Here is a 25,272-nt window from a genome sequence, read left to right as displayed (position 1 = left end):
TTCTAACCACCTTCTTAACTTTTTTACCCTTTCACCCTCTGGCCTTTTACTCCACAATCACATCCATATCTTTGGGGTAGCGAACGCTGTAAACAAACTTAAGTTCTTTTACTTCACCGGGCTTGAGATCCAGGTTCCAGGTTAGTTTACCTTCTGTTTCGTTAACATCGGCTTTGCCGGCCTCTTCCAGTTCCACTTTTATCTCGCCGCTTCTGGACAGGGGATATTGATCTTCAATTTCTACTGATACTTCAGTGTTTTTTGTGTTACGAACGGTTATGACCCATGCTTTGGTTTCTTTGCGTGTGCTGCCAAACAGGCTTTTCTCAGAGCGGTCTTTTTGCATCTCACGCTCCACAATGATGCCCGGATCGCGACCAATGGAAAGAGCCAGTGTATCGGAGGAAGTTTTAGAATCAAGGTACGTTTTGCCCTGATAAGTTTGCTGATAATAAATATTGGCACCTCCCGGCAGTAAGTTTAGATCGTACCAATTGGTAGCCAATGCCATCAAATACACGTGCGGCGAAAGCTTTGGAATCGCAGCAAACTGATAATCTACAGGAACTTCATAATCAACAATGGAAACATCATAATCCTGATTGTCTGACGGGATGGAATAAGGAATATCAATTTTGAAAGATGTAGTGGTTTGTTGCTGCTGAATACTTATGTTTTCATTTCCAAGAGAACTGGTGGCCATTTTTCTGGGAGATTTTTCTTTCCTTGAGAAATCGCTCTCGGTGTCTTCAATAACCAATTCTTCCGTCAATTCCACATCGTCCTCAACAATATGCAAGACACCAGAAACTTTGGGTGGAGGAGGTGGCGGTAGCGGCTTTGAATAAACATACCACTTATGAAGTTCAGGTTTGTAATTACTGATAGAGGGATTACCGGTAGAGAGTGTGAGGTTGACATTCTCCCATTTTTCTTCACTTCTTTGGCGAACTTTAGCTCTGTAAACCAAGGTTAGCGGCTCTTTGGTTGAGTTGACTCTGATGTCGTACATGGGTTCCCAGGAGGCCTGGCGGATGGTGTAGTTAACAAACATTTTGGTGTTAACAGCTCTGTCTGTTTTAATGGCTACTTTTACAGTGCTTGTGGGCTGTTGCTTCTGCGAATTCAGCTCCCTTAATTGCTGATTGATGTCGTTTAATTTCAGGTTTAAATCTTTAATTTCCCGGTCCAGGTTTTTGGTGAGCGATTCGAGCTCTTTCAGGTGTGACCGGAAAAAAGAGGCAGCCTTCATCAACTCATCAATATTGACCCCATTTTCATTGCCACCGATTTGTTGATTCTTTAAGAGCATTTCTTTCTCACTGGAATAGACCCTGATCATAGATCTTTTATCCTCAATGGATTCAAGCAGATCATCCCGTTTCTTGCGTAAAGAAGCGATATTCTCGTCCACTTTGGCTTTCTCCAGATAATCGAATGTCTGGTTAACCGACAGAATGGTGATCTCTTTTTCAGAACCAACCTGTAAACTACCTGAATTCAGGCGAGATGTAATGCCTTTAAACAAAAGTTCTGTTCTTCCTGAAGGAATAGAAACTTCAGCTTCCCTGGTAATCTGTGCCCCATTAAGGTAAACAGTCACATCGGTAATTTCGGAGGTGACTTCTTTACTTGTCTGTGCATGGAGAGTGCCCAACCCAAGAAGTGCGATGAATAAAAATATTTTTCTCATATCAAATTTTGTTGAGTTTAATTCAAATATACATTTATTGTGCCTGAAATTAAGATGATGGTTGAAAAGTACAAGAATTAATCTTTGAACCACATAAGGAAACATAAGTTTTTTGAAACATATCAGGCATTTAATTTCTGTTTCGTACCTACGGCATTCATCTTTCCTTTAGGGATTTTTCTTTCTACCGATCTTTTGTCCCTCCGGGACTATGGGATGAAATTTTTCTTTCTAATTGCTCCTGCTAACACCGTTAGAAACGAAATATGATAAGCAGCTGGTTGCCTCATTGTCAATGGATATTATTTTCTTGTTTCATCGTCTGACAAACGGATGAAAAAATCGTAATTTTGAAAAAAGAATGACTGTTAAATTTTTTTCTATGGGACACAATGCTATTAAACTGGAGTTGATAGAATGGCTTACCAAACTCGAAGATGATGAAACAATAGAATATCTTAAAGTGGTTAAGGATTCTCGTTCAGAAAATAAGGTTTGGTGGGATGATTTAAGTGGAGAAGAACAAGAAGGAATTAATCGTGGACTGAAGGATATTCAGGATGGTCGCACATTTTCTCATGAGGAAATTAGTAAGCGATATGGATTATAAACTTTTGTGGTCTGAAGAATCAGTTAGAAATCTGGAAGAAATAATTTATTATATCAGACACAAATGCTCAGAAAATTCCGTAGATCGATTTAAAAAGAAACTTGGCCATCAGTTAGATTTAAGGGGTGGTTCCTGATAATCCAAATTTCTTGATTTTATCCCTATGTTGGTGTTTAAGACTGAAGAAGAAAAAAGGCCTGTTAGCCACAAATTGACTCACTATTTTACTATAAACTATAACTATCCACTAATCTCTATTTCATCCCTCCGGAACTAAAAACCACTTTGCGCTATTGAGTTTAGAAATTTACCTCCCCGGAAATTCCATAGAAAAAACGGTCTCTTTTCCCACTGCCGACCTCACATTGAGCTTTCCTTTATGGAGGCGCATAATTTGTCGTGAAAGGCTAAGTCCAATACCGCTGCCATTGTCGCGGGTGGTGAAAAAGGGTACAAAAATTTCGTCCAACAGCTCGGGAGGAATTCCAGGCCCATTGTCCTTAATCTCAATTATTACCCTTTGTTTATCATCGGTGAGAGCTGAGACGCTAATCTTTCCGTCATCTCTCTCTTCAAGAGCTTCGGAGGCATTTTTTAACAGGTTGACCAATACCTGGTTGACCATCTTTTCATCGGCACTCAGAGTGATATCCTCATGGGGGAGATGAACCGATATTTCAATATCGGGCCGGTATGATTTATTCAGGACCACCGCCTTTTCAATGAGGTCTTTTACCGCGACGGGTGACAATTCAGGCTTGGGCAAACGGGTCAATCGGCGGTAGGTTTTTACAAAGCTGATCAACCCCTTTCCCTGTTCTTCAATTACATCCAGTCCCCTGACAGTATTGCGGATAATCTTTTCGTCCACTTGTTCAGGTCGAATGATTTCACCGTTTTGGGTGTAATATTTTTTTAGGTTTTCGGAAAGGGAAGTCACCGGAGCAATGGCATTCATGATTTCGTGTGTAAGTACGCGTATCAGTTTCATCCAGGCATCCAGCTCTTTTTCGCTTAGGGGATCGTTGATATCCTGAATGGATATCAGCATCAGACTTTTATTCTCTACAACAAAGGGGGTGGATTTTATAAGCAGGTTGAGCCGTTTTGATTTAGGTTGCTCAATGGTCACCATCTTTTGATCATTGGGCCTGAGGGTTTTTAAAACATTGGCCAGTCGTGTGTCTACTTTCTCCAGTTGACGAAGATGAGTGAATTGTTCGAGGCCCAGCAGGCGTTTAAGCGGAGTATTGGCATTGTGTACAAAACCTTTTTCGTCGAAAGACAGAATACCCGTATCAATGTGTTCGAGTAAGGCGCTGAAAAACTGTTCGCTCTGGCGACTTTCTATTTTAATGCGCTGAATGTATTGGTTGGTCTTCTCCAGATGTTGTGTCAGTTGAGTGAGAATTGGATCGCCTGTTGATTTTGAAAAAGAAAGCGCTGAATCTTCATTCTTTACTGCTTCAAAAAAGTAATGGATGCGATGCAGGATTTTTTGGTGGGCGCGGAAAAAAGAAAAGATCAGGAGAAGAATAACCAGACTTCCGGGCAAGACGGGCAGCCATGTGTTGTAATGGGCCATCGCCCACCCCGCGGAAAAGGCGACCCCGGTGATGAACAGGAGAAGCACAATGAAATATGATGGAACAGATGACCTCATAGCACCATTACATATTAAGTTTTTTTATTTTGTTGTAAAGTGTTTGCCGGGTTATGCCCAGCTGCTCGGCTGCTGCTGAAATATTGCCAGGGTGTTTTTCCAGGGCTGTGCGGATAAGTTGTTTCTCCATTTCCTCCAGATTGAGTGTATTGGGCGTTGATTTAGATCCGGTCACCGGTTTCAGGAAAAAATCGTCGGCTTTAAGCACCTGGTTGTTACTCAGGATAACCGCTTTTTCGATGGCATGCTCCAATTCGCGGATATTTCCGGGCCAGTTGTATCTCATTAATTTGTCTTGTGCCTGACCATTAATTTTTAAGTGTGCCTTTTCATATTTGGCGCCGTATTTCTTCAGGAAGAAATCCGCCAGTACCAATATGTCTTCACCTCTATCCCGGAGAGGAGGCACTTCTATATGGATAGTATTAATGCGGTAAAGAAGATCTTCGCGGAACAAACCGTCCTCCACCAGTTTTGGCAAATCACGATTGGTGGCACAAATCAGTCGTATGTCAACCGGAACGGACTGATTGGAACCAACCCTGGTGATTTCCCGGTTTTGAAGAGCCGCCAGCAATTTGGACTGGAGGTGAAAAGGGAGGTTCCCAATCTCATCCAAAAAGAGGGTTCCCCGGTTGGCCACTTCAAACTTCCCTGCGCGATCTATGCGTGCATCTGTAAAGGCACCTTTTACATGACCAAAGAGTTCACTCTCAAAAAGCGTTTCGCTGATGGCTCCCATATCTACACCCACCAGCATCTCCTGATGGCGTTGAGAAAGCCGGTGAATCTCCTGCGCGATCAACTCCTTTCCGGTACCGTTTTCGCCGGTTATCAATACATTGGTATCTGTTTTGGCCACTTTTCGGACAAGGTTCAGCACTTCCATCAACTGCGGGGATGACCCGATGATATATTTCTGATTGCTGTTGAGACTGCTTTTGAGATCTTTCTCTTTTTGTTTGAGCGAACTAACCTCGCCTTTCGACTGGCTAAGCTGAATGGCGGAGCGAACGGTTGCCAGAAGTTTTGTGTTGTCCCAGGGCTTTAAGACAAAATCTGTAGCCCCTGTTTTTAGTGCATTGACGGCCAATTCCACATCGCCATAAGCGGTAATCATTACAACCGAAGTGTCAGGTCGCTTCTCTTTTATCTGATTCAACCAGTAAATTCCCTCGTTTCCGGAATTAACACCTGACTTGAAGTTCATATCCAGCAGTACAAGGTCGTACGCCTCTTTGTCAAGCTTTGATGGTATTACATTGGGATTGGACAAACAGTCAATCTTTTCAAATTCGTTGGACAACAGCATGTCCAGCGCTGTCAATACACTTTTGTTGTCGTCAACTATGAGGATGCTCCCTTTGGCCATTTTTTATTTCAAATGTAGGGGCTTGCCCTGTGGATTGCAATCATGTGTTAAAAATTTTTACAGGTGAACGTGTGATTTTTTTACACAGGGGGGTGGGGTGGGTGGGTTAAGTGTTTGTTGCTTAGGTTTTTGGTGGTTTTGGTATGGTTGTGGATGTGCATGGGGCATGGAGAAAAGAGGAATGGTGGGAGGGTGGAATGGTGATTCCTTCATTCACTCATTAGCATGGGGCATAGGGCATGGAGCATAGGGTTGAATGTTGCTCGTCAGTTCATCAGCTCGCCAGCTAAAGATGGTGGAAAGGTGAAAAGGTGGAAAGGTGAAAAGGTGAGAGGGTGGAATGGTGTGAAGGTGGGATGGTGATAGGCATTCACTCATTCATTAATTCCTTCATTCACTCATTGAGCTTTCGCATAAGCATCTGTGACCCGTGCATAAAGCCCTTACACCCGTCCATAAGCGTCTGTGACCCGTGCATAAGCATCTGTAACCTTTGCATAAAGGTCTGTGATCCGTGCATAAAGGTCGGACAGGCATGCATAAAGGTCGGATTGTCAATCATAAGCATCGGATTGCTGGTCATAAAGGGGTAATGGTTGATCATAAAGCCCGGATTGCTGATCATAAGCCTCGGATCACAAAATATAAAGAAGTAATTGGTCATCACAAAAGTGTGAAACCATAGCTGGGTGATAATATTAAAGAACCTTTGAGAATAGAAAACGATCTAGCGATCTTAAATCTAAGAATCTTAAATCTACACAAATATGTCAATGGACAAAGTCATAGAAAAGAAAAAGGGAATAAAGAAGAAACATGTCTATATGGTTTTGGGAGGACTGGTCTTTTTATTCCTGATTTACCAGGTGATATGGGCCGATCATAGTTCGGTGATGCGGGTAGACAGAGAAAAACTGACCATCAACACCGTTGAACAGGGACAGTTCAATGATTACATTACCATAATAGGACAAGTGGAGCCTATTTCCACCATTTACCTCGATGCCATTGAGGGCGGACGGGTTGATGAGAAAATTATTGAAGAGGGTACGATGGTGAAAGAGGGGGATGTGATTCTTAAACTTGAGAACCGACAGCTTTATCAGACCATCCTTAACAGTGAGGCTGCACTGGCTGAAAAGGAAAACTACCTCAGAAACACCCGTATCAGCTTTGAAGCAGAGATGATTCAGTCGCGCCGTAACCTGCTTGACAATAAATATCGTCTTCAGCGAAAAAAACGGAATTACGAGCAGTCCAAGGCGCTTTATGAAGAAAAACTGATTCCACGGGAGGAATACCTTCAGGATAAGGAGGACTTTGATTATGAGAAGAGTTTGTTGAAGATCAACCAGCTGAAGTCGAAGAATGATTCGCTGATGTTGCTTACCAATATGAAAACGCTTGACGAAGACCTTAAGAAGATGCGTCAGATGCTGGGTCTGGTGCGTGAGCGTCTGGATCATTTGGAAGTAAAAGCTCCTGTGGATGGTCAGCTGGGAATGCTGGATGCCGAGATCGGGCAATCCATTGCTCAGGGACAGAGAATAGGTATGATACACGTTTTATCGGATTATAAAGTGGAGGCCAGAGTTGACGAGCATTACATCGATCGCATACGCCGGGAGTTGCCCTGTAGTTTTGACCGTAACGGCAGTGAGTACAAACTTCATGTAAAGAAAGTTTACCCCGAGGTTCGCGACGGCCAGTTTGAGATAGATATGGTGTTTGATGGCCAAAAGCCGGAGAAAATCAGAACCGGACAAACTTACCATCTCAAGTTGCAGCTTGGTCAACCAACCAATGCCATTTTGGTGCCACGTGGCGGTTTCTTCCAAAGCACCGGTGGTCAGTGGGTATATGTGCTCAACGAATCGGGCACCGAAGCCGTGCGCCGCAACATCAAAATTGGCAAACAAAATCCCCGCTATTATGAAGTGATCGAAGGCCTTGAGCCCGGCGAGCAGGTCATTACATCCGGCTATGAGATGTTTGGGGAGAATGAGAGGTTGGAGCTGCGGTAGGGGCCCTACCCGACCTCCCCCAAGGGGAGGAGAAAAAGAAATGAGTATTTTTATAAATCAAAAAATATAGACAACTAATTTTAATCTTCCCCCTTAGGGGGAATTAAAGGGGGCATCTTATGCTAAAAACAACAAACCTCACAAAAGTATTCCGCACTGAAGAGATTGAAACCAGTGCATTGGATCAGGTCAACCTGCACGTGCAGGAAGGCGAATTTCTGGCCATTATGGGCCCGTCTGGATGTGGAAAATCCACGTTGTTGAACATCATCGGGTTGCTCGATAACCCTACCGGAGGTCAATATTTCTTTGACGGACAGGAAGTGGGCCACCTAAAAGAGCGGCAGCGAACCTCCCTTCGCAAAGGTAATATTGGCTTCGTGTTTCAGAGTTTTAATCTGATTGACGAACTCAATGTGTTTGAAAATGTGGAGTTGCCACTCATCTATTTGAAATATAGTGCCAAAGAGCGAAAAGAGCGTGTGGAAGAGGTGCTTGAGCGAATGAAAATCGGACATCGGAAAAAGCACTTTCCACAACAATTATCGGGTGGACAGCAACAACGGGTGGCCATAGCACGCGCTGTAGTAGCCAATCCCAAGCTGATACTGGCCGATGAGCCTACCGGTAACCTGGACTCCAAAAACGGTCTGGAAGTGATGAACCTCCTTACTGAGCTTAATCGGGAAGGGACTACCATCGTAATGGTGACGCACTCGCTTCACGATTCGGAGTTTGCTCACCGGGTGGTGAATCTCTTCGACGGTCAGATTATCACCGAAGAGGTGAAAAAGGAATTGGGTGAGATGATACTTTAGGGCAGAGGGCATGGGGCAAAGAGCACAGGGCAAAGAGCACGGAGAGCAATTGCTCATCAACTCACCAGATCACCAGCTCATCAGCTAAAGACAGAGGAATTGTATTCCCTCATTCTATCATTCATTCATTCCCTCATTAATTAGCAGGGGCATGGAGCTTTAAGACTCAATATTGCTCATCAGCTCACCAGTTCACCAACTCATCAGCTATAAAACAGATCAACGATGAAAAAAATACTATTAACATTCAGACGATTAAAAAAGAACAAAACAGCATCTCTCCTGGGGATTTCGGGACTGATTGTGGGATTGATTTGTGTGATGTTTATCTTTTTCTGGACTGTGGATGAGGTAAGCCATGACCGTTTCCATGAAAAGATCGATCGCATCTTTGTGGTGCATGCTTATCTCGAAGGCGGTCAGAAAGAGGTGACTTTCGATGGATGTCCCCCGGCAGTAGGTCCGGCAATCAGGGATGAATACCCCGAAATTGAAACTACCAGTCGCTACAGACCCCCTTATGTTGATTACCTTGTTCAATATAAGGATAAAAAATACCTGGAAGGCGTCGCTTTTGCCGACTATTCTTTGTTTGACATCTTTTCGTTTCCTTTTATCAAGGGTAGCCGGGGTGAGGAAGGCGTAAAAAATAAAGTTGTATTGACACAGACCACAGCCCAAAAATACTTTGGGAATGAAGATCCCATCGGGAAAATGGTGAAGTTTAATAAAGAGTATAATATGAGAGTGGTTGGGGTCATTGAAGACATTCCTCAAAACTCCTCTGTTAAATTTGATGCGTTGGTTCCTGTCAATCATGTATCTGCCATGTTTAACCGGGAGGATTACCTGACGACCTGGTACAACAACAGCTTCATGACTTACGGATTGCTCAACAAACCGGAAAATTTCGACAAAATCGCTTCTTCAGTGACCAATCGCATTCAGCAGGAAATGCCCGAATCGACCAATTATTTAAGAGCCTATAAATTTAAAAACGGTTATCTGTATGAAAAGGGGCACATCCGCAATGTGCGAATCTTTGCCCTGATAGGACTTATGGTGTTACTTGCTGCTACCCTAAACTTCATCAACCTCAATACAGCCCGGTCGGTAAAGCAAATTAAAGAAACCGGCCTGAGAAAAACCCTTGGCGCTACACGGGAGAGCCTTGTTCGTTTAATTTATTCCGATATTGCCATCATTTGCCTGGTCGCATTTATGGTTGCTATTTTGGTGGCTTTGGCGGCACTGCCTCTTTTTAATGTCTCCATTGAAAAGCAAATCAACCCACTGGCTATCTTTTCGTGGAAACCTCTTTTGGCAATGACAATGATTTATTTGGTTACTGTTTTTCTGGCAGGTAGTTATCCGGCTTTTTATCTCACCTCTTTTTCACCGGTTCGGACGCTGAGGTCAAGTTTCAAATCGGTGAAGAGCAAAGGTGTTTTTCGCAATGCTTTGGTGGCGGTCATCTTCCTGGTGTCTCTTATGCTGTTAAGCTCAACCATGATCATATCACGCCAAACTACCTATTTGCAGAAAATGGACCTTGGCTTTGAAAAAGACCAGGTAATGTATGTTTATCTGGATGGCAAGCTCAAGGAGAACCATAATGTTTTTAAAGAAGAAGTCAACCGCATTTCTAATGTCGAATCTTCCACAGTGTTGTCCTACTTGCCTTTTTCGATAGGTAATAATAGTGAAGCTTGGAGTTGGCAAGGGAAAGATCCTGATTTTAAGCCACTGGTTACACTCTGGTATGCAGATGAAGATATGCCGTCAACCCTAGAGGCCAAGATGGTAGAGGGAGCCTATTTTCAGGATTCTGATCAGGAAGGGATCGTAATCAACGAGGCATTTGCCCGAATCATTGGGTGGGACAGTTTTGAAGGAAAAACCCTTGAGGCTTTTGGCTCGACCTACAGAATTCAGGGTGTCATTGGGGATATCCATTTCAATTCGCTGGCTAAGGAAGTACAGCCCATGGTGATTAGTCCCATTGGTGGCCAGTGGACCAACAATTTTATGGCCATCAAGCTGAATATCGATAATATCAGTTCAACACTAAACCAGATAAAAACGATTGGACAGAAATTAGAACCTGATATACCTATGACTTACGGTTTCTTCGATGAAAAAATGGCGTCGCTGCTGGCTTCTGAAAGAAATCTTCGCACTCTTGTCTGGATATTTTCAGGGTTTTCAATTATAGTCCTGGTTCTGGGACTACTGGGCGTAATCATGTTTATGGCGGAGCAGAAAACCAAGGAAATTGGTGTCCGCAAATGCATGGGAGAACCTGTTCCCAGCATCGTAAACAGGCTCATAAAACCGTTTTTGATTACCGGATTGGTCGGTTTCACCATTGCCATTCCTGTTTCGTGGTACCTTATGAATGAGTGGCTACAGGGTTTTGCCTACCGTATTGATATGGGAATCGGAGTTTTCGTAGTAGCTGGTTTGCTTATTATTTCGCTGGCTGTATTTACTGTTATTGTACAAAGCTGGCGTGCCGCTACCAGAAACCCGGTAGAAGCGCTGAGGTATGAGTAGGAGATTGGGGCAAGGAGCATGGAGAGAGTTTGCTCATCAGCACACCAGTTCGCCAGCTCATCAGTTGAGGGTGGGTGGAATGGTAGAAAGGTGAAATGGTATTCTATCATTCCCTCAATCTTTCATTCTCTCATTAGCAGAGAGCATGGGGCATAGAGCAGAGCGGGTCACCATTCATTCATCCCCTCATTCATTCCCTCATTCTCTCAATCCCTCATTCCCTCATTACTTAAACAAACGCCAATGATAAACTTAAAATTAGCCATTCGCCACTTGCTGAAAGACAAGTTCTTTGTAACGGTCAACCTTGTGGGTTTGACGGTGGCTATGGCTGTGGCCCTGGTGATTATTTCGTTTGTGGGGTATCACCATTCATACGATAAGCAGGTGGATGGTTACGGCAGGGTTTACCGTATTAACACCAGAATTGACAAAGGAACTTACTGGGCTTCTACTTTTTCAGCCTATGATCAAGCACTGCAAGACCAGCCAGAAATTGAGTCGTATAGTACTTTCTATAAAAACGATGAGCAGTTTGACCTGCTGAGTGGTGATCAAAAGGTTAGAATCAAAGACCCTGTTTACGCGGATAGTCGTTTCATTAAGTTCTTTGGTATTCATCTGAAATCCGGGAATGTTTCTGCTTTAGATGAGCCAAATACGGTATTATTAAGCGAAGGGGCAGCAAGAAATTTGTTTGGTGACGAAGATCCGGTGGGCCAAATGGTAGAAGTGCAATACAATGCGCAGGATCAGAATCAGAACAGAAGTTGCCGGGTGGTAGGAGTCATCAGCGAGGATCAGGACAATTCTCATTTGCGGTACGACCTCGTTTTTTCGAAATACGGGCATTACGAGCAAACGCTGAATCATATAGATCACATGAAGGTGTATGGTGCTTACGTTTATCTTAAACTTTATGATAATGCGGATAAGGTTGTCCTTACCAGTAAACTCAACTCTTTACTGAAACCTTTGATTGGGGATGCTCACGGACCGCCGATGGAAGCTTTTGAGTCCAGGTTGCAACCGCTGAGCGAAGTTCACTTTACTCCGGGACTTATCCGGGATATTTCTCCTGCAGTTCGGCAATCGCACCTGAATATTTTGTTGATAGTGGGTGTTCTTTTGTTTCTTACCGCATTGTTCAATTTTCTGGTGATGGATGTGACTATTAGGGAAACCAATCAGAAACAATCGCGCATTATGCAGATTCTGGGCAGCTCACGTTTCCGGATATGTTTATATCACCTGTGGCGGGTAACCATACTGGTGCTTATTGGAGCCATTCTGGCCATTATATTTATCCGTTTATCGCCCGATATAATTAACAACCTTTTTGTAGGCTGGTCGATCAACTTTGGAGATGCAGGTTTTTGGGTACTTTTGCTGGCTTTATCTTCATTGGTTGTACTGGTAGCCGGATTGAGTGATTTACGAAATGTATTTAAAAAGGTAAAGCCACTTTCCGCTGTGGGAATGAAAAGCTCTGTCCCTCTTTTGTTGTTTCAGTTTACCATAGTGGCAGGTTTAATTGCTTTTGGGTTGTTGCTGAACAAGCAAATCAATTTTATTCAGAACAAAGACCTTGGCTTCAATCCTGAGAATATTGCGGTTGTGAGGGTTTCGGGCCCCCGAAATGAAAAAATCAATGTGCTGAAAGAAGAGATCCTGAAGCTTCCGGGGATTACGAGTGCTGCAACTGCTCAGCATTACCCGGGTTTTCGTCTCCAGGATCTGAACCTCGAACTGGGGAATCAAAGCTACCCCTTCAAATTTGCAATGGTGGATCCTGACGCCATCCAAACATTGGATATTGAGGTGAAAGAGGTTTTTAAAGACAACCAGGACTTTTCCATTTTTATTAATGAATCGTTTTATAAGGCGCTTCTCAAATCTTATTCTCACGAAGACATTGTTGCAGGCAATTTCCCGGAATCGGGTAATGATTCGCCTGAGAAGATAGACTTTTTCGTGAGCGGGGTTGTTGAGGATTTTCATTATAATTCGCTCTATTCAGGAATAGGCAACTTTGCCTTTTTTGTGCAAAATCCGCAGGAACACTACAATCGGTTCTTATTGGTGAAATATGAAGCAGGGAGAGGTTTGGAAGTAATGAGCGGTATTGAAGAGACCTTCTCAGGCATCTATCCGGGACCGGCTTTTGAGCCTGTTTTTCTGGATGATCAGTTAAAAGAGCAGTATGCTTCTGAGGAGCGATTGCTAACAGTAACAGGTTGGTTTGCCATCATCACCGTGCTGATTGCCGTAACCGGATTATTCGCGTATTCAAGTTACACGGTTAGGCGCCGCACCAAAGAGATAGGTATCCGGAAAGTGAATGGTGCCCTTGTTTCCCAGGTAGTTTTTTTGCTGAATAAGGGATTACTGAAGTGGGTGGCTGTTTCGTTTGTTCTGGCCGTTCCATTTGCGTTGTGGGGTATGAGTGCATGGCTGAAAAATTTTGCCTATCACACAAGCGTGAGTTGGTGGATTTTTGCCATCACCGGGCTTATCGTATTTACCATAGCGGTTGTCACAGTAAGCTGGAACAGCTGGAGAGCGGCAACCCGGAATCCGGTAGAGGCATTGCGGGATGAGTGAGGAGAAAGGGTTGGAAGGTTGAATGGTGAAATGGTATTCCCTCATTCATTCATTCCCTCATTCATTCCCTCATTCTCTAATTGTCAGAGAGCATGGTTAAGAATGAATCTAAACTCTAAAATCTAAACATCAAATATTCTAATAAATGAACACCCAACTAAAACTGGTTTTTATCAACCTGAAAAAATCGAAGCTTACGACCATTCTGAATTTAACAGGGTTGGTGAGTGCTTTCACGGCTTTTATACTCATTATGCTGTATGTCTGGCACGAGTACCAATACGATACTTACAATGAGCACTTTTCGGATATTTACAGGGTGGAGGTAAAACAGCCACGGCAGGATAAGACCTCGGTATATCTGATGGGGCCCACGGGAGAAACCATAACCAATGAATTTCCGGAAATTGAGACCTCAACCATTTATATGCCATGGGGAAGCTGGGAAGAAGGTTTCTTTCAATGGGAGACAGAGAGAGGGAAGGCCGATGGACTTGAGGTTTACGCCTATGGTGATGAAAATTTATCAGACATTTTTACATTCAATTTTTTAGAGGGAGAAGGACCAGATGCCTTGTCTCAGCCGGGAACTGGTATCATTTCTCAGAGTTTTGCCCAAAAAGCCTGGGGTGAAACCAATGTAACAGGTAAGCAGTTAAAGCATGGAGATGAGTATTTTACTGTTACCGGTGTTTATGAAGATCTGCCTCAGAACTCGGTTGTTCAGGCTTCAATAATTTTAAGATTGCGTGAAAGTAGTCACCATATTCAGCGGGCACAAACCTGGAGTATTGTTAATTATCCCACGTTTATCCGTGTAAAACCGGGTACCGATGCAGAGGGTTTGCAGCATAAGATTAATCAACAATCGGCAAGTATTGAGAAATATAACAAGTTTTTGAATGAGGGAGAATCTGTGCAATTGGTGCTACGGCCTTTGGGCGAACTGCATTTTACGACGGGAGTAGCTGAGACACCCCTTTTCTCTTCTAACAATAAAACATTTGTGGATGCCCTTTTTCTGGTGGGAATATTAATTGTTATTGTGGCACTCATTAACTACATTAACCTTTCTACGGCTTCAATTCCTCAGCGTATAAAAAGTGTAAGTATATTCAGGATTCTTGGAGGAAGTCGTTTTAATGTCAGCAAAAACATTATATTGGAAAGCTTGATAATATTTGGAACTTCCTTCCTCTTGGCCACACTGCTTGCTTTTTATCTGATCCATGAATTCTCCCCAACTTTGCTGGGCTTTAGCTTACCTTTTTTTGAGGATTTCTGGCTTTTTGGGGCACTTGGCTTGTCTATTGTTTTGTTTGCTGTTGCAGCCGGTGCTTATCAGTCCTGGCAAATAACCACTCATAAGCCCATCATTTCCCTGAAGAGGTTCAATGGCCGACAAAAAGGAACTTTAAGAGCCGTCCTGACAGTCACTCAGTTCGCCGCTACCATTGCACTGATTATAGCCTCGGCAGGGGTTATCAAACAGGTGAAATTCATGGAAGGCAGTTACCTGGGATACAATAAAGACAATACGTTGGTGGTACGCATGAATCAGGATCTGCGCGATAAATACAACCATTTTGAAGAACGCTTACTGGAATCCCCTAACATCAAAGAAGTAGCTTTTTCAAGGGCTGTTCCCGGTTATGCCAAGGAGATGAATTCCTTCGTTGTGGATGGCCAGCGCTGCCAGGTTTGGTACTGGGCAGTTGATGAATCCTATATCCCAATGATGGATTTTCAGTTGAAAGAGGGAAGATTTTTCAGAGAGGGCGAAGGAGATCTGAACAATATTATCTGCAATGAAGCTGCAGCCCAAAAGTATGGCTGGAACTTAGGCACAGAAGTGAATAATGGGGTATTGGTGGGAATTCTAAAGGACTTCAATTATGTATCATTAAGGGAAAATGTGGAACCGTTTGTTTTTTGGTACAACGAAAATCCACGTTATTTTGGAAATGTGAGTGTGAAATTTTCCGCGACCAATGTTAAAGAGGCTCTTTCAGATGTAAGAACGGTTTACCGGGAGTTGAGCCCCGAACTACCCTTCAGATATTTCTTTCTGGATGAACACATGGAAGCATTATATCGCAACGAAAGCCGTCAGGCCGGATTCATCATTGCCTTTAGCTTTTTGTCCATTATTGTCTCCATTTTGGGGATTGTGGGGCTTTCAATATTTATCAGTCTTTACAAAACCAAAGAGATAGGTGTTCGAAAAGTAAACGGGGCTACAATCACTGAAGTAATGACCATGTTGAACAGGGATTTTTTGAAGTGGGTATTAATAGCTTTTGTGATTGCTGCTCCTCTGGGATGGCTGGCTGTAAACAGGTGGCTTGAAAATTTTGCTTATCGCACAACCTTGAATTGGTGGATTTTTGCCTTGTCCGGGATTTTGGCTCTGGTTATGGCTCTTTTGGCCGTGAGTTGGCAAAGCTGGAAGGCGGCTACCAGAAACCCGGCAGAGGTATTGCGGGATGAGTGAGCAGAGGGGAGGGTGAATGATAGAAGGGTAGAAAGGTATTCCTCATTCATTCATCCATTCTCTCAATCCCTCATTAGTTCCTCGCTTTCACCAGGTAAATACAAATTATTTCTACAATAAACCGAAAAGATGATTATCAAAAATGCAAAGCTGGCATTCAGGAGTTTGCTGAAAAACAAGACAGTCAGTATCCTTAATCTAACCGGTCTCACTGTAGGGGTGACGGTAAGTTTGCTCATTTTTATATTTGTCATGAAAGAGCAGAGCACCGACCAGTTTATCCCTCAAGTGGAGGATGTTTATTGCCTAACCAATAATAACAGCACCTATCTGTCCCAGAATATGGTGAATCTTGTTAAGGATGAGATTCCTGAAGTGGATAAGGTAACTTATTGCACGGTGGATTGGTCCCCTCAGATCTTTTTGGAAAGAGACAATCAAAGTTTTAAGGTGAATAAAATGCTCACAGCCGATTCCTGTTTCTTCAGGGTCTTTCAGTTTGAGCCCGTATGGGGCGATCCCGGGAAGGCGATAAACTCCACCAATAAAGTGGTTCTCACCCGTTCGTTATCGCAAAGGATATTTGGCGATGAAAATCCGGTAGGGAAAACTGTAACCTATAATGCTACTTATCTGCAAAATGAAGAGGTTGAAGTGGGTGCCGTAATTGAGGATTTTCCTCAGAATTCTTCCTGGGACTTTGATGTAGTTTTATCATTCCAGACAAACTATAAAATTGATTGGTATGTCGACAATATGCAACATTGGGGAACTCAGAATTACAAAGGGTTTGTCCGTATTAACAACAATGCCTCTGTCAGGTATGTGAGTAATAAACTTGAAAATATTTCTTTAGATAAAGTACCTGATGACTTTAAAAAGGAGATCAGTTTTAGTTTGTTTCCTTTTAATCGGGTTTATTTTCATTTGCCTGAATTGACTATGTTGAAGCATGGGGATCCACTAACCCTTTCAATAATCGGGATAACAGGAGTCCTGATTCTGTTACTGGCTTGCATCAATTACATAAATATGGTGACAGCCCAGAGAGAGAAGAGGTATAAGAATGTCGGTATTTTTAAGACAATGGGGAGCAGTCGAAGACGGATAATTCAGCAGGTGACCATTGAATCGGGACTGCTTTTAGTCATTTCCATAGCAGTATCTGTTGTTTTGGTAATCGCATCTCTCGATTGGATTAATCATCTTACCAACTCAGGTTTTACCGTGAGGAATATGCTCGAGCCTGAATATGTAGTTTTACCCTTGGGAATGCTGGTCGTTATGTTGATATTAACAGGTGTTATTCCCGGATATATTTTTAGTAAGAAGTCGCCCACTTTATTGTTGAAAAAACAGGTCTCCGGCAAGAAGAGCAATCTTTTTAGAAATGGATTATTGGTATTCCAATTCTCGGTATCTATAGCCTTGATAGCAGCCATTTTGTTGATTAACCGGCAAAACAGTTATATGCAGGAGCAAGATGCAGGATTTGCAAAAGACAATATAGTCTATTTCAATATTAATGATGATGTCCGTGAGAATATTGAGGCCCTGAAAAATGAGCTCAACAATATTCCTGAAATTATTGATTTTACCTTCTCGGAAAATGTACTTGTCCACAATGATCAAAACTGGGGACGGGAGTTCATAAATAAAGGGGAGAAATACGATATCTCATTTTCAAAATTAGCTGTGACGCCCAATTTTTTCGATTTCTTTGGAATAGAGCTCACGGAAGGGAAAGGATTTAATGAACACTCCAAAGAGAAGTGGGACCTTGTTTTGAATGAGACGGTTAAACAACAGTATAACCTTCAAAATATCGGGGATGCCCGTATGATCACTTCTGATCCTGGTGAAGGAAGGATCATTGGAGTGGCTGAGGATATCCACTTTGAGTCTTTGCATGTTCCTGTGCGGTCGGCCATTTATATGTGTTCCGGAGATTGTGATGAGGTGCTTTACCTTAAAATAAATGCCGGTAATTTTGCCAATTTCCAAAAAACCATCAATAAGGTTGGAGCAACCTGGCGGGAGCTTTCTCCAAACTTTCCGATGGAACATCATTTTCTGGACCAGTCGTGGGAAGCATTGTATGCAAAGGATCGTCAGTTTCAGAAAATACTTCTTTATGCCACGCTTATTTCTATTCTCCTTTCCTGCTTTGGTCTTTTGGGATTGACCTATTTTGTAATGGAACGTCGAACCAAAGAAATTGGTGTGCGCAAAGTTAATGGAGCTAGTGAAATGGAGATTCTGACTTTGCTTAATAAAGATTTTCTGAAATGGGTGGCTCTGGCTTTTACAATAGCTACGCCTGTGGCCTGGTATACCATGGACCGGTGGCTTCAAAATTTTGCTTACAAGGTTGAAATTAGTTGGTGGCTCTTTGCTTTGTCGGGCCTTTTGTCTTTGGGTATTGCCTTGCTTACAGTGAGTTGGCAGAGTTGGCGGGCAGCCACCCGGAACCCTGTGGAGGCTCTCAGGGATGAATGATGCGGCAAGGAGCATAGAGCAGAGGGCAAGGAGAAAAAGGTATGATGGTGAAAGGATGGAAAGGCAGGAAGGATGGATGGTATTCACTCATTCTCTCATTCCCTCATTCCCTAAATTCCTTCATTCCCTCATTCCTTCATTCTCTCACTCCCTCATTCCCTCATTCCCTCATTTTTTCATTCTCCCATTCCTTCCCTGGCTCATTATTGTGCCGCAGCACTTTTCCTGATTCTGAAGAAAAAATATACAATGGTAAGTGCGCCATACAGAGCCGCCTGTGCATAAAGGAACAATATTTCGCTTTTTATACCTGATAAACCTGTTCCCATTATTCTTAATCTTAAGTAGGCTGGTATCGCTGTGGTGGCTGGAAAAATTTTTGACAGTTCCACCAGCCATTGGGGCATGGCAGATACCGGCCAGGAGACTCCGCTAACGAACAAAGCGATGGGCGACAGAAACATCATGAAAACGATGGAGGACTCGCGGTGTTTGAAAAGGGTTGACAATCCGATCCCGAGGAATATCACTGCGATCAGAAAAGGGAAAAGTAATAATAGTACGTCGGTCATTTCAGCCTTGTCAGGGAAGCTGAACCAGTGGTGGACCAGCACGATTGCCAGTCCAATATTCATCATAGAAATTAGAAGATAAGCTCCGGCTTTACCAAAAATAAGTGGCAAAACCTCTCTTTTTTGTTTGTCCGGGGTTAATACAAAGGGGGTATTTTTCGATTCGGAGAATGATCCGCCCATGATGCCAATTCCAATCAGCAAGGTTTGCTGAAGGATAAGAATGATTAGTCCCGGCATTATGAAACTGCCATAGGAAGAGGAAGGATTATAAAGGATATGTGTTTGTGCATCAATGGGGCTGTTGGAGATTTCTGCCTGCCTGAATGACTGTCCTTCTGCCATATACCGTTTAATGGAAATGCCTCCTGAAAAATAAGCATTGACATAGGAAGCAGCTGTATATTGTGTTTTGTACTTCAGAAAATAACTGCCATCCGCATAGACCGCTACATGCGTTGGTTGTTCTTTTAGTATATCCTTTTCAAAGTTTTGGGGGATAAGAATTACTCCGGTAATTTTGTTGTCCATGAAAAGTTGCTCTGCTTCACTGAGACTTGCAGGTTCTATGGTTACAGCCACCTCACTTGTTCCATCAAGCATCGATATGTATTTTCGACTCAGAGAGCTCTGGTCAAGATCCACCACCCCCACAGGCAAATCGGTGAGTACTTCATTGGAATAACCAATGGAATAGATGACAGGATAGATGATCATGGCCCCGATGAGAATCAGCAAAGCCCCACTGTCCGAGAAAATAGACTTTAGCTCTTGTAGCAGATGGCGGGCTGTTAATTCTAAACTGTTGATATTATCTTTTGTCGTTTGCATTGTTTAATTTTTTACTTTTTTCCCCAGTACTTTTCCTCTTTTAAACAACGTTTATACAGAGGTAAAAACGCTATAGAGACCACCATGAAAAGAAGGATATAGCACAAATAAGGGAGTGCCTCACTGATAGGGGCTCCACGCATCGATTGTGAAATCATAATTTTCTCCCACCATGTAAATGGAAACAATACAGTGAAATAGCGGGCCAAAAGAGGCATGCCTTCTGTTGGAAAGGTTAATCCGGAAAAGGTGATACCCATCATTACATATGCCCCGCCCAGAGAAAGTGATAGTCTTAGATTACTGGTGGCAGCGACCAGCATAATACCCATCAGCTGGTAGGTTAGTATCGTTATAAATTGACCAATAAAGATGAATGTGTAACTGCCGTTGAGAGGCATTCCTTCCACCTCGTAAAGCAGGAAATTGATGAACATGGCAAATCCCCAGAATATAATCGTGTATGGAAGCATTTTCCCTAAAACAGAAAGTCGTACGCTGTTGTCTCCTGCTGCAAGTAATCCGGGGCCGGTACCACGTTTTAGCTCATTCCCGAATGTATAAATCGACGCAAGAAATGTAAACAAATACAGCATGACATACAGCAGGGCCGAATTAAGGAAATAATTGTAATTGGAGTATGGATTAAATAGCACATGCTTGTCAAGTCTGACAGGCATGACTCTTGCCATGGCCTGCTGCTGATTTTTTCCCGAGAGTATCAGTTTCTTCATTTGAATGCCACCTGAGATGGTTTTCAACGTGGTAAGAACCGAGCGCTGGATAATACCAGCTTTTAGCACATTGGTTCCGTTGATGTAAACGGGAACTGAAGCCTTTGTGCCCTGAAAGACCGATTTTTCCAGATCATCAGGAAGCAGTATTATGGCATCAACTTTTGCCTGTTGAAGAAGTTCACGGGCCTGAAAAATATCCACCGGCTTGTATGAAACAGCCACGTCTGACGCAGCATCCAACGCATTACTTATTTTTACCGACAGCACAGAATTATCTTCGTCAACCACTGCTATGGGGAAATCCCGTGTTGTTCCCTGCCTGAATATCAGGTAGAGTAAAAGAATTCCGATCAGAGGTCCGCTAAACAGCAGAAACCGGTATGCATGATTCTGTTTTATCCGTTCTGTCTCTCTTCGGATGACATTAAATACCGCATGTTTCTTCAGTTCTTCCATTCTATTCCATTTCAGAAAGGTTAACAACAGCAGTCATGCCAGGTCTTAAACCTTCTATTTTTGAAACAGGTCGCGCTTCTACTTCAAATGATTTTAAGTCGAAATCTCCGGATGTTTTTGTTGCATCCCAGCGGGCAAAACTGCCGGATGGACTGATGTAGGAGACTTTGAATTTGAATGTGCCTTCCAGTGCCGGAAGTGTGGCATTAAAAGTGGTGCCCATGCTGAAATGATTTAGGTAATCTTCTCTGATATAAAAGGTTACCCAAATGTCATTTAGATTAAGCAGGGTAACAACCGGAAATCCGGTGGAAACCAATTCGCCTTTTTCAACATTCACACCGGAAACTTCTCCATCCGAGATGGCGTGAATAGTAGTCTCGTCAAGATATGCCTGTACCTGATCTATGGCTGCGTCGGCGCGCTTCACCAGTGCCCGTGCCGCCTCTTTGTCTTCTATTCTGGCCCCTTTTTCTGCTTTTTGCCATACCAGCCTGGCCGCTTTGGATGTTTCGCGTGCTGCTTTCATTTTAGTTTCTGCCTCATCGCGTTGTTGTTCAGGTACAACGCCTTCATCGTATAAATTACTGATCCGTGCGAAGGTTTTTTCAGCAAACCTGGCCGCTGCTTCTGCTTTAACATAAACGCTGTAAGCGGCAGCGATGTCTTCCTGTCGGGCTCCGTTGTTTGCTTTTCGGCTTTGAGCACCGGCAGCCAGCCTTGCAGCATTAGCCTCTGCTAGTTTTGCATCAATTTCGGGGCTGCTGATGGAAAAAATAAGATCACCCTTTTTTACTTTTTCGCCTCTTTTTACGGCGACGTTGCTCACTCTTCCGGGAACCTTCGAAGCAATATTGAATTGCCTTGCTTCAATTTCACCCTGAAGGATTTTTTGTTCTGGTTTCAGTATGGTAATGAAAGTATAAACGATAAAAGCAACAATGGCTGCCAGAACAATGGCGGTGCTTAATGTCTTTTTATTCATTCGTTTTGAGTTTTATTATTTTTTGTAATTGGTTATTCATTGTGACTTTGTATTCTTTTTTGCTTTACAGCGACTCAAGAATCGTGTTTTCTCCCTTGCTGTAATTAAGGAATTGCTCAGGAGTACCTGTCGTTTGGAAAAATAAAGACAGGGCCACATCATAGTCGTACAACACTTTCAGCCGTTTGGCTTTTACCTGTAGTATTTTGGTATGTGCTTCAACTACCGATGAAGACGTAGCGAGCCCTTCGCTGAAAGCTTTTTCAGTACTTGAGCAGTATTCCCGGGCCAGCTGCAAAGTCGTTTCCAATTCTGTTTTCTGCTCCATCTGCATGCGGAGTTCATGAAAAAGTTTTGTGAGATATGCTGTAAGATCATCGTCTGCTTTTTGTTTGGCATATTTCACCTGGTGTTGAAGGGCCGAACTGGAGCGTATGTCGTTTTTGCGTGTCATGCCTTCAAAAAGGGTCCATTTCAGTCCTACACCCACCAGCCAATCAGGAGTGTAGGGCGAAAGATCTTTGTCTACAATGTTGTAATTTCCCATAGCTGCCACAGAAGGCAGATATGCATTTTTCTCGATGCGGTGCTTTATCTCAACAAGTTCTTTTTTGTCTTCGATTTGTTTTAATTGCGGATTAAAACTTTTAGCAGTCTCAATCCAGTGGGCTAAATTTTCAATGTTTTTGTTGATGAACAGTTGGCTAATAGGCATAACTTGTTGAAGTGAATCATAGGCCAGCGTTGCAGCCAACCCCGATCGGATAATTTCAACGTTCCGCTTTGCCTGCTTAAGTTCCCGTTCTGCTTCGTTTTTCGCGACTTTCGAATGTAAAAGCTCCACTTTGGCAATCATTCCGTTTTGGAAAAGTTGGTCGGCATCGTGGTAATGATTATTAAGGCTCTCCAGCATTTGTTTCTTAAGTTTTACTACTTCCATACCGAGTACCAGTCCGTAATACCTTGAAACCAGCTCCGTCAGAAGTTTTCCTTCGGTGTGTCTTAACTCTTCCTTGCTGATGTCATGTTTGACATTGGCCGCATGGTTGGCACCATTTATTTTTCCACCTGCATAAATTGGCCACACAAATCCGGCCGACACCACGGCGAAATTCTTTTCCTGTATCATTTTGTCCCATTCGCCTGATTTTATCTCTTCCTCTGCTGCCAGAAGTTGTTGGCGTACCGCTGCCGTACTTTGTGCATCAGGAAGAGTAGGAACCTGCTGGTTCGTTGCCGGGTCAGGATTGGGCACTCCGCTGAAAACACCAAAATTCCCAAGGGTATTGTATAGTGGAGTGATGGCATCTCTGACGGGAGTGAGATCAAGATGCAACGGATCGGACATGGATACTGCCTGCGCATTTAATGCCACTCTGGGATACCTTAAACCACGACGTGATTTTATTTCAAATTCCCTTTGCTTTATTTCTTCCCGTTGCCGTTGCAAAGCTGGATTGTATTCCGACATCATTAGCACAGCATCCTCAAATGTCAGCAGATGAGGTGTCTGGGCGTGCCCTTCCAATGGGAATAGAAGGAGCAAGAAAAAAAGTCCGGGAAATACACTTTTTAAATTCATTAGACTTTATTTTAAAAACTTAGTTATGAGGTAAAAGAGATGCTTCTCTTCCAATTCTGAGATGATTACTTCTTTATTATGACTCTTTTTAAATCGCTGATTGATGTACTGAAGGCTGTTGATGAAAAGTATAAGGTAAAGATCGTCTTCGGTGATTCGCGGATCGAGACAGTTGGATTTTTGCCCCCGTTCTTTTAGCTTTTTTATAACCTGAAAGTTGTTCTCCCTGATAATGGGGTCGATGGCAAAGCTGTAATCATTCGAAAGAACATACAGGAATTTAACCTTGATGGGTTCTGTGTTAGCCAGCTTTACAAATCGGTGAATGATGGTCTCGATGCTTTCAATAAACGGAGCATTGTCCGGCTCCAGTTCTTCAAAAAGGATGATGAATTCCTGATACACTTCCTGAAAGATGGCATTAACCATTTCATATTTACCTTTGTAATGCATGTAGAAATATCCTGCGGCCACGCCTGCATCCTTTGATATCAGAGCTGCAGATGCTCCTCCGAAGCCATTTTCAACAACCAGTTTCATGGTTGATTGTTTCAGTCGTTCAATTTTGTTTTTGTCTGTAATTCTTGCCATGTCTTTAAAATGAATGAATGTTCATTTATTAATTGCGAATTAACTAATTGTTTCTTAATAATCCGCTATCATTCGGACTGTTTTAACATATATTTGGCAATATTAACCTGTAATGGGAGAGGCTGATGATTCCCAAAAAGCAACAGGAAAATAAACAGAACAGGCAGATGGATGTAACAAATGGCAGAGGGTAGACGTCATGTCATTAGAATAGTAATAAACTTTTATGTGAAAATGATAAAGCGTTTGTTAAGATGCTGACTTTGTGATGTTTTTGTGTATGCATTTCAGTGGCAGATATGAATACATCAGGCAGCATGCTCGACTTATAAGACTAAAACTTAATTCAATATTGTAGACATGAAAACACTTTTAATTATTCTGGGAATTGTTTTTTCGTTGAATCTTTCGGCAGAGAAAAACATAGATGCTGAAGAAATTATTAACATGATCGACCGGGGGCAGGCGGTTAATCTTGAAGGAATGAAAATTGAAGGGATTTTAGATCTCACTGACCTGAAAAACCGCCAGAGGGAAAGAGGCAACAAAGATTCCTATTTTAGTACTGTCGATGTGGAATTGACTTTTGTAGACTGTACTTTTTCCGATGAGGTTTTGGCTTTTTATTGTGAAGATTTTTCCGATGAATGTTATCGGGCTGATTTTAAGGAGTCTGTAACTTTTATTGGCTGCAACTTCCAGGACGAGACTTCATTCAAGTACTCAGAATTCTCGGAAGAGGTTGTTTTTAATAACAATACCTTTACTCACGAAGCCAATTTTAAGTATTCAAAATTCAGAAGTGAAACAAGTTTCTTAGGATGCCATTTTGAGGATGAAGCCAATTTTAAATACACTGAATTCTCCGGATTTGTAAATTTTCATGAAGGTCAGTTTATGGATGAAGCCAGTTTCAAATACACAAAATTTCATAATGGTGCCATGTTTAGCAATGTGCATTTTCACGAAGAGGTTGATTTTAAATACACCAAATATTCGGGCGATGTGGGTTTTGAAGGGGCTCAATTTGATGGGGAAGTGGATCAAAAATATTCGCATATACTTCAAAACTCCAAATAGCCAGGATACAAAATGGGCGTGTTCAAAAAGTAGTAATACTAAATACGTGTCATGATGGGCTTAATCGAAGAATCTGTTTTCAAACGCTCAGATTCTTCGATAAGT

The 25,272-nt window shown here is 42.6% G+C and carries 16 protein-coding genes; 8 read left to right on the top strand and 8 right to left on the bottom strand.

Going from position 1 to position 25,272, the window contains the following annotated elements:
- Positions 1 to 46: 46 nt before the first annotated feature.
- The gene (locus DDZ16_RS04510; RefSeq protein WP_109263279.1) at positions 47 to 1,693 is read right to left on the bottom strand and encodes a DUF4139 domain-containing protein; all 1,647 of its coding nucleotides are present in this window, start codon (positions 1,691 to 1,693) and stop codon (positions 47 to 49) included.
- A gap of 382 nt (positions 1,694 to 2,075) precedes the next feature.
- On the opposite strand from DDZ16_RS04510, the gene DDZ16_RS04505 reads away from it, so the two are divergent.
- Positions 2,076 to 2,303 carry a hypothetical protein gene (locus DDZ16_RS04505; protein WP_109263278.1) on the top strand — a complete coding sequence of 76 codons (228 nt, stop codon included), beginning with the start codon at positions 2,076 to 2,078 and terminating at the stop codon, positions 2,301 to 2,303.
- A 307-nt stretch (positions 2,304 to 2,610) separates the two neighbouring features.
- Here DDZ16_RS04505 and DDZ16_RS04500 read toward each other — a convergent pair whose 3' ends face one another.
- Positions 2,611 to 3,966 carry a sensor histidine kinase gene (locus DDZ16_RS04500; protein ID WP_232526550.1) on the bottom strand — a complete coding sequence of 452 codons (1,356 nt, stop codon included), beginning with the start codon at positions 3,964 to 3,966 and terminating at the stop codon, positions 2,611 to 2,613.
- 7 nt (positions 3,967 to 3,973) lie between these two features.
- Positions 3,974 to 5,338, bottom strand: a complete 1,365-nt coding sequence (locus DDZ16_RS04495) for a sigma-54-dependent transcriptional regulator (RefSeq protein WP_109263229.1) — start codon at positions 5,336 to 5,338, stop codon at positions 3,974 to 3,976.
- Between the two features lie 773 nt (positions 5,339 to 6,111).
- Here DDZ16_RS04495 and DDZ16_RS04490 point away from each other — a divergent pair.
- The 6 genes from DDZ16_RS04490 (at position 6,112) to DDZ16_RS04465 (ending at position 18,333) form a co-directional block, all read left to right on the top strand.
- Complete coding sequence (locus DDZ16_RS04490) at positions 6,112 to 7,362, top strand: efflux RND transporter periplasmic adaptor subunit (RefSeq protein ID WP_109263276.1); 1,251 nt, start codon at positions 6,112 to 6,114, stop codon at positions 7,360 to 7,362.
- A 119-nt stretch (positions 7,363 to 7,481) separates the two neighbouring features.
- Positions 7,482 to 8,180 carry an ABC transporter ATP-binding protein gene (locus tag DDZ16_RS04485; protein WP_109263228.1) on the top strand — a complete coding sequence of 233 codons (699 nt, stop codon included), beginning with the start codon at positions 7,482 to 7,484 and terminating at the stop codon, positions 8,178 to 8,180.
- Positions 8,181 to 8,405: 225 nt separating this feature from the next.
- The gene (locus DDZ16_RS04480; protein WP_109263227.1) at positions 8,406 to 10,736 is read left to right on the top strand and encodes an ABC transporter permease; all 2,331 of its coding nucleotides are present in this window, start codon (positions 8,406 to 8,408) and stop codon (positions 10,734 to 10,736) included.
- A 243-nt stretch (positions 10,737 to 10,979) separates the two neighbouring features.
- Positions 10,980 to 13,340, top strand: a complete 2,361-nt coding sequence (locus tag DDZ16_RS04475) for an ABC transporter permease (RefSeq protein WP_109263226.1) — start codon at positions 10,980 to 10,982, stop codon at positions 13,338 to 13,340.
- Positions 13,341 to 13,485: 145 nt separating this feature from the next.
- Positions 13,486 to 15,834, top strand: coding sequence for an ABC transporter permease (locus DDZ16_RS04470; protein WP_109263225.1), 2,349 nt, complete (start codon positions 13,486 to 13,488; stop codon positions 15,832 to 15,834).
- A gap of 129 nt (positions 15,835 to 15,963) precedes the next feature.
- Entirely contained in the window at positions 15,964 to 18,333 is a 2,370-nt protein-coding gene (locus tag DDZ16_RS04465; protein WP_109263224.1) for an ABC transporter permease, read from the top strand.
- Between the two features lie 203 nt (positions 18,334 to 18,536).
- On the opposite strand, the gene DDZ16_RS04460 is transcribed toward DDZ16_RS04465, so the two are convergent.
- The 5 genes from DDZ16_RS04460 to DDZ16_RS04440 form a co-directional block, all read right to left on the bottom strand.
- Positions 18,537 to 19,736, bottom strand: coding sequence for an ABC transporter permease (locus tag DDZ16_RS04460; RefSeq protein WP_109263223.1), 1,200 nt, complete (start codon positions 19,734 to 19,736; stop codon positions 18,537 to 18,539).
- An 11-nt stretch (positions 19,737 to 19,747) separates the two neighbouring features.
- Complete coding sequence (locus DDZ16_RS04455; protein WP_109263222.1) at positions 19,748 to 20,929, bottom strand: ABC transporter permease; 1,182 nt, start codon at positions 20,927 to 20,929, stop codon at positions 19,748 to 19,750.
- A gap of 1 nt (position 20,930) precedes the next feature.
- Complete coding sequence (locus DDZ16_RS04450; RefSeq protein WP_109263221.1) at positions 20,931 to 21,914, bottom strand: HlyD family secretion protein; 984 nt, start codon at positions 21,912 to 21,914, stop codon at positions 20,931 to 20,933.
- Between the two features lie 64 nt (positions 21,915 to 21,978).
- Positions 21,979 to 23,496: a TolC family protein gene (locus tag DDZ16_RS04445; protein WP_109263220.1), complete on the bottom strand. Its 1,518-nt coding sequence runs from the start codon at positions 23,494 to 23,496 to the stop codon at positions 21,979 to 21,981.
- A 6-nt stretch (positions 23,497 to 23,502) separates the two neighbouring features.
- On the bottom strand, positions 23,503 to 24,087 hold the full coding sequence (locus DDZ16_RS04440; protein WP_109263219.1) for a TetR/AcrR family transcriptional regulator: 585 nt from the start codon (positions 24,085 to 24,087) through the stop codon (positions 23,503 to 23,505).
- A gap of 360 nt (positions 24,088 to 24,447) precedes the next feature.
- Between DDZ16_RS04440 and DDZ16_RS04435 the strand changes: the two genes are divergently transcribed.
- On the top strand, positions 24,448 to 25,167 hold the full coding sequence (locus tag DDZ16_RS04435; RefSeq protein WP_109263218.1) for a pentapeptide repeat-containing protein: 720 nt from the start codon (positions 24,448 to 24,450) through the stop codon (positions 25,165 to 25,167).
- The last annotated feature ends 105 nt before the right edge of the window (positions 25,168 to 25,272 follow it).

It is taken from the genome of Marinilabilia rubra (genome assembly GCF_003121985.1).
GTDB lineage: Bacteria > Bacteroidota > Bacteroidia > Bacteroidales > Marinilabiliaceae > Marinilabilia > Marinilabilia rubra.
This window is presented reverse-complemented; position numbering and strand designations above follow the sequence as displayed.